An 11674-nucleotide genomic window follows, 5' to 3' on the forward strand; every position below is an offset into this window, starting at 1 on the left:
GCTTCTGCGCCTTCGCCGCTTCCAATACCGCATCATTCGCTGCCATCGCCACCCTCACCGAGGCCAGGCAGCGTCACGGTGCGGCCTGCAAACCTTATGGTCACGGCCCCTATTGATCCGGTCATGAGCGAGGGAGTCATGCTGACCGCGAAGTCTTCGCTGGGAACTTACGGGCTACCTAAACCTGAATACTTTGGCCAGGCGGATGCACAGGGCATCCTGTCACTGAAACAGCGCCAATATGTTGCTGTTACCGATGACATTATTGTGCAAGTGGTAGTGGACGCCGAGACCGGTCTGTTTCGTGCTAAACAGGCGCGAGAGCTGAAGCCTTCCGGTCCATTGATGACGCGCGACAGCGAGGGGCGATATTGGCTTGCGCTGGAAAGTGGCGACGTCATCTTGCCGAATTCCTCAGTCGCGCAAATCGCAGAGCTGTTTCGCCGTGCAGGAGGTTCCGTCACGCAATTTTCAGACATTACCGTTGCACGCGTGCTCGCAGTCACCGGAGTTGACGTACCCGTGTTAAGTGATGTGCTCGCTCGCAAGCTTCCTGCGCCATTTTTGCTGGAGGACTCCGTCAGACGATTCGAGCTTGACCAGCAAATTCAGGCAATAGCGCGAACAGCCGATGAGCGCTTGACGCGCTTCAAATCCATTGAAGATGCGTTTGAGGCCGACTGTGATGAAGTTACCTTGCGCATGCGCCGTTTTTTTCCGGAACTGCCGAAAACCGCCGCTCAGGCAATCTGGCGCGATACCAGTGCTGCCGAGCGTTTGCATATGCACAACCAACCGGGCCTGCCGCGATCAGTAGCAGAACAGGCACTGTTGGCGTTGCGAGACGTGCGGCTGGCGAGAGCGTGCGAAGGCATTTATCTGGACTCGGTATCGAGCCTGGACAGTGACCTGCTGGCATTGCAGATGATCGGGCGTCTTGCTGCCTGGCCCCCGACGGTTCGTGTGGAGATCAGGCAGCGCGTGGATGGCGACGTTTTGAGTGCTATTGGCGATGCCCGATCAGCGACTCGTCATGTACTGATCCGTCAACAGGAAGGCTATGTCACCCAGCACAGCGGAGAACGTTTACCTTTTCAAGTGAAGGATTTGTACTCAGTGGTCTGGGGGCTGTTGCTCCCTCACCAGCGTCAATTGCTGGGCATCAGTGACGCTCCGGCGATGCGGCGGTTGATCCGTGCACAGCCGTTGCCATCACGCCAGGCTGTGAGCGAATGGCTGGGGCTCGGGCCGTTGCCGAGCGATGTCACTCGTGCCACTGCGCAGCACAGGCAAGCGGGACAGTTGCGAGGCGGTGGCGGCGGCGACCCTGAATCACCGAAGTCCTTTGAGGATCGTGTACGCGATCTTTATCCGCAGCTTTCTGATGAGGAGGTGAGTTCGTTTGTCGCAGAACGCTTGAAAAGTGATCCAGCCGGCGTATTGACCCGCCTGGAAAAAGAATTTGCGACATTGCGTGATGAATTGGCGATATGGAATGCCAATGGGGCATCACCTCATGCGCAAACGTCGGGACGAGAAGGCGCGCCAGCCGCCGCCGGACAACGCCAGGCTCGCGAGCAGTTCAGCGCAAAGCTGCAGGATATCTGGCAGCGCAAGTCGGTTTCGAAGTGGGGGTACGGTGACTTTCACTTCTCTTATCATGTCGATTTTTCTGATGAGTTACCAACGTTGTCCGCCAGATTTGAGTATGTAACAGAGTTAATCTTGACCGTAAAACAACCGGGTGCACGGATCGGTGAGTTTCTTGACAGTTTTCCAGGTATCCAATATTTGATGGTTACAGGCGTAAAGATGGAGGCGTTTCCATTAGGGATATTTCAAATGCGCCAGTTGCGCCAACTTACGCTGGGCGAGTGCTCGCTCAAACTGTCTGAAGCCACGGCTGAGGGTTTGTCCAGAATCGAAACACTCAATTTGTTGAATCTTGCGAAAAACCCTCTGACAGTCGCTCCGCATGTAGGCTACATGACAGGTTTAGCCGAATTGATGCTGTATGACGCAAATCTTTCCAGCATTCCTACGGGCATAGACAGGCTTAAGGAACTTCAGGTCCTGGCATTGCAGGGTAATAATATTTCCGACGTCGGAAATGAATTGTTCGAGATTCCGGATACGCAGGATTTATACGTTGGCTTATTCAATAATCCGCTCAGTAGCGTATCCAGGCAACGGATTAATCATTACCTGGAGAATTCCAGTCTGGATCGGAAGCTGGAAATCCAGACCGAGGATGTGGTTTCGGATTCTGACTCCGAGAGTGAGTCCTCGGAGAGCGGATTTTCCACAGGTTCGGACAGCGACTGAATATTTGTGAAAGTAACGGGATCTTTTTCTCATAACATACCCCGACAAGAATAAACTGTATGGCCGCTCCCTTTCTGATTCGGTACGCTTGAATTCAGGAGGGGAGAGTGAGCCTCGAGAACCGAAATCAAAGGGGCAGGAATGGCGTTGTTAAATTCTGTATCGTAAGTTTCGCGATTTTTAGATCTATAAGCTTTTGTAAATGTTGTTGGTGGTGATGTTGAGTTATTACGTGATCACAATTTGTCGAATGTCGCGGCTGTTCTTATTTAAATCGAGCCTCAATACTTTGCTGAGTTCCTAAAGGATCAAATCTATCCGTCAGCAAGGTGGTGTTAAATGTTTGATGATCAAATTGGCATTTCCCGTATCGAGGTGAAACTTGACTCCACACGTTCAGGCCAGCACAAAGTGCTTTATGCCAACGGTCGGATGCAGGTGCGTGTATTGGTGCTTCTGCATGGCGTCGATAACAATGGCGACGGCGCGTCGCTGTACGGGCATCCCGGCTTGCAATCACTGCGATTGATTGCCTATAACGGCGCGCGGCCGCTGGAGGGAGACTGGAGTGTATCGCTTCAAGAGAATCGTTATGCTCACGAAATGTCGGGTGGGCAAACGCGCCTGACAGAAGTTCCGCGCAGCACGGACCACCGGATAAGCGACCCCTCTGATCCGGTACAGATCTTTCAATTCTGGGTTTCGGCTTCCAGGCCGGGAATCATGGAAGTGGCTGCCGAGATTTCCATGGATGGCATGGTATTGCGAAGTAACGGAATCGGTTTTGACAGCAGTGTTACGCTGGAGGCGATCCCGCCGAAGAAATATACCCAGAGCAGTTTTTCTCTTCATAAGTACGGCACGTTCAGCGAAAGGGTGTACGAGGAGCGAATTCAATATTTTCATCTCGGACTTCACGCTGATGGCCGTCAGATCAACTTGCTTGATTGGTACAGTAATGCCATAGCGCTTAATCCGTATGATGCTGAAGATGCGGTAATGGTGTACTCATCAGGTACGATCAATCACAACAGTGGCGGCGGCAGAAGTTTTTATGGTTATCTGGCGCCGATCTATGGGCGGTCGGCCTCGGTCAAGACTCCTCTCGGTTATATCACTTTTCCGATTAACGATGTTCCGGGGGTATTGACCCTCGTGCAGCGCACTACGCTTCAGACAGAGGAAAAGCCGGGCAACGACGGTGCGTTTGAACTTGCAGTTATTGATGAGTTCGGTTCGGAGCACTGGCTTGCTATTGATGGTGATATAGAACAGCGGACTTTCATTCTGGGTGAATCGAAGCGGTCAACAAAGCAGTTTTCCTGATTTTCAGGTGTGTGGTCAGCGATTGTCAGCTGATCAACGTGATCTGCCATATCTACATCTGAAATAACGGAGATTTTTTCTATGGAAAGTAATTCATCTTCCGCTGTTCAATCAAACGCTTTCAACTTCGGTGAGTTTGTTTCCGGAGGCGTTGATCCCCGCACGGGCATGTACACGTGCGCCTTTTCGTTGGGGAACTTGCATTCGGCAGATCTCAATGGTCCTGAGCTTGCACTTTCGCTGGGCTTCAATCCGCTCAATCAGGCGGATGCCGGCTTCGGCATTGGCTGGTCTTTGACCATGACCAGTTACGACGTGCTCAGCAAAGTCATGACGCTGTCCAGCGGCGAGCGCTATAAAGCCGTAGAAACGCCTGGCAGTCTGCACTTCAAGGAAATGAAACTGCAAACGGCAAAGGTTCTGGTGACCGGACCAGGACGCTATGAAGTTCGATACAAGGATGGTCGGCGTGAACTGCTCAAAGTCCTGGCTGGCACTCAAGTCGCCGTAGCGGAAAAAATAATAGCGGCGAACGGTGCGAGCATCACGTTGAAGCATGAGTTGTTCAACCGGTTTCCCAGGTTGAGCGAAGTCCGTGACGCCAAACGATGCCTGTTGAAAATTACTCGCAATGCAGGTCAGGTAACATTGATCCGGCACCCCGATACCTTATCCAGTTCCGTCTACAAGCTGATTTTGAAGAACGCTCGGGTAACGTCAATCGAGCTTCCGGTCGGTAAAGGTTGGGAGCTGGAATATGAAGTCATCGATGAAGCCAGCTATCTGTACCGCGTCGTCAACCCATTGCGCGGCGTGGAAATCATTCGCTACAAGCGACAAGGTCATCGTTTCGTAAGTGATGGGGAAAAGGCGCTGCCGTTTGTCATTGCTCACGATGCTTACCCTGGGCGCGGCCAACCCAGACTCTGCAAGACATACACGTACTCCGACCATAACTTCCTTGGGCAGGGCCTCCTCCCGGCCAAGGGTGATGACCTGGACCCTCTCTACCTGGCGCCCGGCCACTATGTCTACACCTCAGACGAGCACTTGTTGGTAAAAGGCAAAGTACATACGCGCATTAAACGCACCTACAACAAATTTCACCTGTTGGTGGCTGAAGTCACAACCTGTGGCGATGCCCAGGTCGCCACCGCTACCGAGTATCACTGCTCGGTCACCAAGCCTTTCAATGAGCAGGTGGCTCAGTTCCGCATGCCGAAAGTCCATACAGTGACTCACCTTGATCGGCTCACCCAACAACAGCGTGTGGAAACCACCGTCACCGAGTTTGACCAAGAAGGCAATTTGCTCAAGCACGTCGAGCCAAGTGGAGTGACGACCACGACAGAATTTTATCCGGCAAGTGGTGGCGATGATTGCCCGGAAGATCCGCTGGGTTTTTCCAGATTCCCTAAAAAGAAGACGGTCACCGCTGCGGCGTCGGATGATGCTGCGACAGTCACGTATTACGACTATGCCCTGCATCCCGCGCTGGAAGGCGCGGAATTGGCCTTCGTGTTACCGGTCGGGGAGCGTTTTTTTGAAGTGGTGGACGGTGTTGAGGTATTACGTTCGAAAACCGAACACAGTTATCTGAACTCCCCAAAGGACCCCCTCAAACACGGGGCCACGAAAGAGCAAAGTTTCACCCGCAATGATAAAAAAACCTCTACCGCATTTTCCTATGAGCTTGAGGGCGACGGATTGCGGGTCAAATCCAGCACGCGCGGGTTTGACGATGCACTGCAGATCAGTGAAAAGGTGCTCTCGACGCTAACCGGGGTGCAAGTGTCGCAAGTCGGTGTCGACGGCGAGCACATCGGGTATGAGTACGATGCGATCGGCCGGGTAGTGCGCAAAACGGTTGCGCCCGGCACGCCCTATGAGTCCGCTACGCAATTCGCCTATCTGGCCGCCAGTCTGGTGCAGCCGGCGACGGTGGTGACCTCCGATCCCGCCGGCGGCGAACAGCGGGTGACTTATGACGGTCTGGAGCGGGTGATCACCGTTCAGGAAAAGGACTGCGACCATCCAGACAAGGACGGGCTCATCCACACTCGCACGCTTTATTGCGCCCTGCATGATGCAGTGGGGCACAAGGTGCAAGTGACATTGACCGATTGGCGTGATGGCAAGGCCTGTCCGGTCAGCACCCGCTACGAATACGATTCCTGGGGTCAGGTCAGCAAGACGCTGCATGCCGATGGCCGAATTGAACACAGCGAGGTGGATCCGGTTCTTCGCCAGCAAACCAGTTGGCTGCAGGGAATGGGCAAGACCATCACTCTCGTCAATGACTTCGGTAAACCGATTAGTGTTGAAGGCTTCAATCTGAAGAACAAGAGTCTGGGCAAAACCGTTTACGCCTACGACGGATTCGGCCGCACAACCAGCGAGACAGATCCTGTCGGCAATACCACTCGATATGAGTACGACGTTTTTGACCGGATAATCCGCACTGTCCTGCCGGATGCCAGTGAGGTGGTTACTGATTACGCCGAGCACAGCGACGAACAGTTAGCGATCGGCATCAAGGTCGATGACAAAACATTGGGGCAACAAACGTATGACGGTTTGAGTCGTTTGATCCAGAGTACCGTGGGCGGACGAAAGTCCGAGGCAGGTTATGAGGCGGGCTTCACTCAACCTCAGTGGTACAAGACGGCTGATGGCAAAAAAACCGAATTCACCTATTTGCGCGATTTGGGCGGTTTGCTGACAGAGCGCAAGGCAGGGGAACTGGTCACGACCCTGACTTATGACCCCGTCAGTGGCAATCCCTTGAGCTGTACCGAAAGCGGCAGGCAACGCAGTTTTAGCTATTACCCTTCCGGGCGTCTCAAGTCCGAAACGACGACCTTCGGCGATATCACGAGAGCAGCGTCCAGTACCTGGTCCCTGCATGGGCGGCCGATCACCCATGTCGATGTACTCGGAACCGAAAGCACATCCGCGTACGACGCGCACGGTCGCCTGCTGGCCACCACGCAGGGTTCGTTGAAAACCGAATTCCACTACGACATCCAGACCGGGATGCTCGGCTGGACGAAAACCGAAGACACATCGATCAAGCGTCAGATGATCACCCGGTTTGCCTATGACGATATCGGTCGAGAAGTCCGCCGTACATTCGAGATCCAGGGCCAGCCTGACCAGACGCTGGAATCGACTTACACGCTTGCGGGCAAACTGGCGCAGAAGGTGTCCAGGCGCGGCACGCAACTATTGCGTGATGAGCAATTCACCTACGATGTGCGCGGGCGTCTGAGCCAGTACGACTGTGCCGGTACCCAAAAGCCCCACGATCCGTATGGCAAGGAAATTGTTCAGCAGAAATTTACCTTCGATGCACTGGATAACATTCTTGCCGTGCAGACCAAGTTCCCGCTGGGCGTGAATCTGACGACTTTCAGTTATGACAATCCAGATCCCGTACAGCTCAGCGCCGTCAAACATTCCCATGTCGACTATCCGCCGGCCGTGACGCTGGAATACGACGCCAACGGCAGGATGATCAAGGACGATCAGGCGCGAACTCTGGCCTATGACGCGTTCGGACGTCTTGAGCAATTATCCGGCACAGGGGAATCAGTCATTCGTGGCTACCATTACGACGGTTTCGACGATCTGGTTGAACTGTCGCAACCTGACAAGGTAACTACGCAGCGTTACTACTATGCCGGCCGGGTCGCCAATGAGGTGAGTGGTGAGGATTCATCCATTGTCGTGCGTCACGGTGGCGCGCTTGTAGGGCAACAGCAACTCGGCTTGAACGCCGGAGCGCAGCTGTTTGGCACCGATCAGCAGCAAAGCGTGCTGGCGACGCTGGGCAAGGAACAGCTCACCGATTGCGCCTACAGCCCTTACGGCCATCGTCCTGCCGAGGGTGGCTTGTTCAGCCTCGCGGCGTTCAACGGCGAGCAGCTGGATCCGGTGACCGGGCTTTATTTGCTGGGTAACGGTTACAGGGCCTACAGTCCGACACTGATGCGTTTTCTCGCCCCCGACAGCATGAGTCCGTTTGGCGCGGGCGGATTGAATGCCTACAGTTATTGCCTGGGCGACCCTGTCAATCGTGTCGACCCGACCGGGCATATCTCCTGGCAATCAATATTGGGCATCGGGGCGAGTATTCTCGGGATTGTTGCCAGCGTGTTGACGATGGGCGCGGCGACGCCATGGGCAGTGGCGGCGTTGGGGCTGGCGGTTGCTTCAGGCCTGGCGAGTATTGCCAGCGAGGTGGTCAATGAGCTGGCACCGGGTTCTCAAGCAGGCGAGATATTGGGCTGGATCAGTTTCGGTCTTGGCCTGGCTTCGCTCGGTGCAGGTTTGGCGGCGGGTGCAAAAGCTGCGGTGAATGCTGGCAGGAAACTGGCAGGCGCCTTCAAGCAAGGGCTGAGTGGTAAAGGTGCGGGCAAAAGTTTTGCCAATGGAAAAGGCGCCAAGGCTGCGCAAAAGGCAAAAACTGCGAAAGCCAGTGCGGTGGCAGAGGAAGAGGTCGAAACGAAATGGACGCTGGTCAGGCCCAAAGACAAGTTGAACTATCTCAGGATAGAGGCGCGTGAAGCCTCGTTGGCCAGAGCAGAGCAATTCATGAGCCATATCGAGGAGGGAAACTCGCCGACATCGGCTGCCGCGCTCATTCACGCTGAATATACGCCAATGAAAGGTCCATCCAGTTCAACGTCAAAGTCGATGCATCTTTATTTGTCGAAGGGCGATCGCGTGTATCTGACGGAAAATGCCAAAGACCGGATTGCCACCATCAAACAGCTGGGTGGCCACTATAACGAAAAAAAATAGGCATAAGTCGTCCAGTCAGATAGCCCCAGGTGTGAGGCCGAAGACCTCACTGTCCCGGCCAGGATTTGGGCATTGTACTTGTCCGTTCTGCATGAACACGTCGGGCGTGCTGTTCCAGCGCCCACTCCACATGCTCTCTCACCAACTCTGACGGATAATCCCGTCGCGCCTTCAACGCTTCCAGCACCGGGATCGTTGAAGGCGCATTGCCCAGTCCCACCGCCAGATTCCTCAACCAGCGCTCATATCCCGCCCGCCGCAACGGCGAACCTTCAGTGCTGCTCAAGAACTTCTCTTCATCCCACAAAAAAAGCTCAGCCAGTTCGGCATTGTCGAGGTTGTGCCGTGGCTTGAAATCGCTTTCCCCGGAAGGCTTGGCGAAACGGTTCCACGGGCAGACGATCTGGCAGTCATCACAGCCGAACACGCGATTGCCAATCAACGGCCGCAACTCTTCGGGAATTGCGGTTTTCAGTTCGATGGTCAGATAGGAAATGCAGCGCCGTGCGTCCAGCACGTACGGGCCGACGAAGGCGTTGGTCGGGCAGATATCCAGGCACGCAGTGCAACGGCCACAGTGCTCGGTGCTGTGCGGTTCATCCACCGGCAACGGCAGATCGACGAACAATTCGCTCAGGAAGAAGTAGCTGCCAGCCTTGCGATTCAACACCAGGGTGTTCTTGCCAATCCAGCCCAGCCCGGCCTGTTCGGCGATGGCTTTTTCCAGCACCGGGGCGCTGTCGACGAACGCACGAAAACCGAACGGGCCGATCTCGGCCTGAATTTTGTCGGCCAATTGCTGCACACGTTTACGGATCAATTTGTGGTAATCGCGGCCCAAGGCATAACGCGACACGTAGGCTTTTTCCGGTTGCGCCAGCATTTGCGCCATTTGGGTGTCGCCGGGCAGGTAGTCCATGCGCAGGGAGACCACGCGCAAAGTCCCCGGCACCAGTTCCTCGGGATGCGAGCGTTTGCTGCCATGGGCGCCCATGTAGTCCATTTCGCCGTGGTAGCCGGCCGCGAGCCAGCGCTCGAGGTGCTGCTCATGCTCGGCGAGGTTCAGGCCGCTGATGCCGACTTGCTGAAAGCCCAGCTCGCGCCCCCACTCCTTGATCGATTGGGCGAGGGCGGGCAGGTCTGTGGTGATGGCGGACATGAGGCGAGAGAAACCGGAGCTGAGGTGCGTATAATTCTGCCAGACATCGGAGCCCGAAGACGCATGCCGCAGACGAAAGATGAATTACCCGACGCACTGTACGGCGCCGCCCAGGTACGTGAGCTCGACGCGCGGCTGATTGCCGCCGGCACGCCGGGCATCGAATTGATGCAGCGCGCGGCCCGGGCGACCTGGCGCGCGCTGGTGCGGCAATGGCCGGACGCGAACGAACTGACAGTGCTGGCCGGGCATGGCAACAATGCCGGCGACGGTTACCTGATTGCCGTTCTGGCGTTGCGCGCTGGTTGGGCTGTGCGCGTGCTGGCGGTGGGCGATCCGCAGCGCTTGCAAGGGGATGCGGCGCTTGCTCATGCCGAGGCACTGGCCGTCGGTGTTGATGTGCAGCGCTGGGCTGTTGAGCGCGAGCTGCGTGGCGTTGTCGTCGATGCCTTGCTGGGCACAGGTTTGAACGGCGAGGTGCGCGAGCCCTATGCGGCTGCGATCAACGCGATCAACGCCAGCGGTCTGCCGGTAACGGCGGTCGATATCCCTTCCGGACTCTGCGCCGACACCGGGCGCACCCTGGGTGTCGCGGTACGCGCTGATCTGACGGTGACGTTTATCGCTCTCAAGGTCGGCCTGTTCACTGGCGATGCCGCCGATCACATAGGTGAGCTGGTTTTCAATGATCTGCAGGCCAGCGCCGACATTTATAGTGACATTGCTGTCCGCGCCCGACGCCTCAGCCCGTCTAATCTTCCGCTGCCAGCCCCGCGCACACCGACGGCGCACAAGGGCCGCTTTGGCCATGTGTTGCTGATCGGCGGCGATCACGGTTTTGGCGGGGCGATCCTGCTGAGTACGGAAACGGCCCTGCGCAGCGGCGCGGGCATGGTGTCGCTGGCAACGCGTCCGGAGCACGTTCCGGCGGCGTTGAGCCGGGTACCGGAAGCCATGGCCCTCGGCACCTCGTCGGCCAATCAGTTGATGGGCCTGCTGGAAAATGTCTCGACGCTGGTCGTCGGTCCCGGGCTGGGGCAGGCCAGTTGGGGGTGCGCGTTGTTGTCTGCGGCGGCCAACGCACCCTTGCCACAGGTATGGGATGCTGATGCGTTGAACCTGCTGGCCCGCGGTTTCGTTCAATTGCCCAAGGATTGCGTGATCACCCCGCATCCGGGTGAGGCGGCGCGGTTGTTGGGCGTCAGCACTGCCGACGTGCAGGCGGATCGTCCGACGGCGACGCTTGAATTGAGCAAAAAATATACAGCAGTGGTGGTGTTGAAAGGCGCAGGCAGCCTGATCGCGCATCCCGACGGGCGTCTGGCGCTGTGTCATCAAGGCCATCCGGCAATGGCCACGGGCGGCCTCGGCGATGTGCTGGCCGGTTTGATCGGCGCACTGCTGGCGCAGGGTATGCAGGCTTTCGATGCCGCAAGTCTCGCCGTGTGGCTGCATGCCAATGCCGGCTTGCAACAAGGCAAATTCGGCCGTGGGCTGGCGGCCAGTGATCTGATTCCAGCCATTCGTCAGTTGTTGGAGGAGCAAGCACCGTGTCTGAAGTAACCCTGTACCTGGCCGATGAACAGGCGATGAGCGACTTTGGCGCACGGATCGCCCGCGTCACCCAGGGCCATGGCCTGATTTTTCTTGAAGGCAACCTGGGCATGGGCAAAACCACGCTCTCGCGTGGCATCATTCGCGGGCTTGGGCATGTCGGCGCGGTAAAAAGTCCGACCTTCACCTTGGTTGAGCCCTACGAGATCGGTGACGTTCGTGCCTTCCACTTCGACCTGTATCGACTGGTCGATCCGGAAGAGCTGGAGTTTCTCGGTATCCGTGACTACTTCGAAGACGATGCGCTGTGCCTGATCGAGTGGCCCGATAAAGGTGCAGGCTTTTTGCCAAAGCCTGACCTGACCATTACCATTAGCCCGCAAGACAGCGGGCGTTCGCTGAAAATTTTGTCCCAGGGCTCGCGTGGCGAGGCCTGGTGTGCCGCTTTGGCATTGGAATCCAATTAAATGATGGGGTTTGGTATGCGCTTTCGCGCGTTGGTGG

General features: G+C 56.3%; 6 protein-coding genes. 5 read left to right on the top strand and 1 reads right to left on the bottom strand.

What is annotated here, in order from left to right; genetic code table 11:
- The first annotated feature begins 138 nt into the window (after nt 1-138).
- The 3 genes from ACYYKW_RS03610 (at nt 139) to ACYYKW_RS03620 (ending at nt 8457) form a co-directional block, all read left to right on the top strand.
- Nucleotides 139-2325 (top strand): leucine-rich repeat domain-containing protein, encoded by a 2187-nt coding sequence (locus ACYYKW_RS03610; RefSeq protein ID WP_464989435.1) that lies wholly within the window; start codon nt 139-141, stop codon nt 2323-2325.
- A 339-nt stretch (nt 2326-2664) separates the two neighbouring features.
- Nucleotides 2665-3651, top strand: coding sequence for a hypothetical protein (locus ACYYKW_RS03615; protein ID WP_464989436.1), 987 nt, complete (start codon nt 2665-2667; stop codon nt 3649-3651).
- Between the two features lie 81 nt (nt 3652-3732).
- On the top strand, nt 3733-8457 hold the full coding sequence (locus tag ACYYKW_RS03620; protein WP_464989437.1) for an RHS repeat domain-containing protein: 4725 nt from the start codon (nt 3733-3735) through the stop codon (nt 8455-8457).
- Nucleotides 8458-8503: 46 nt separating this feature from the next.
- On the opposite strand, the gene queG is transcribed toward ACYYKW_RS03620, so the two are convergent.
- The gene (gene queG / locus ACYYKW_RS03625; RefSeq protein ID WP_464989438.1) at nt 8504-9616 is read right to left on the bottom strand and encodes a tRNA epoxyqueuosine(34) reductase QueG; all 1113 of its coding nucleotides are present in this window, start codon (nt 9614-9616) and stop codon (nt 8504-8506) included.
- Nucleotides 9617-9679: 63 nt separating this feature from the next.
- Between queG and ACYYKW_RS03630 the strand changes: the two genes are divergently transcribed.
- The gene (locus ACYYKW_RS03630) at nt 9680-11179 is read left to right on the top strand and encodes an NAD(P)H-hydrate dehydratase (protein ID WP_464989439.1); all 1500 of its coding nucleotides are present in this window, start codon (nt 9680-9682) and stop codon (nt 11177-11179) included.
- Entirely contained in the window at nt 11167-11637 is a 471-nt protein-coding gene (gene tsaE / locus ACYYKW_RS03635) for a tRNA (adenosine(37)-N6)-threonylcarbamoyltransferase complex ATPase subunit type 1 TsaE (protein WP_007967425.1), read from the top strand. Before ACYYKW_RS03630 ends, tsaE begins: the two co-directional genes overlap by 13 nt.
- The last annotated feature ends 37 nt before the right edge of the window (nt 11638-11674 follow it).

This window comes from Pseudomonas sp. 15C (assembly GCF_055484735.1).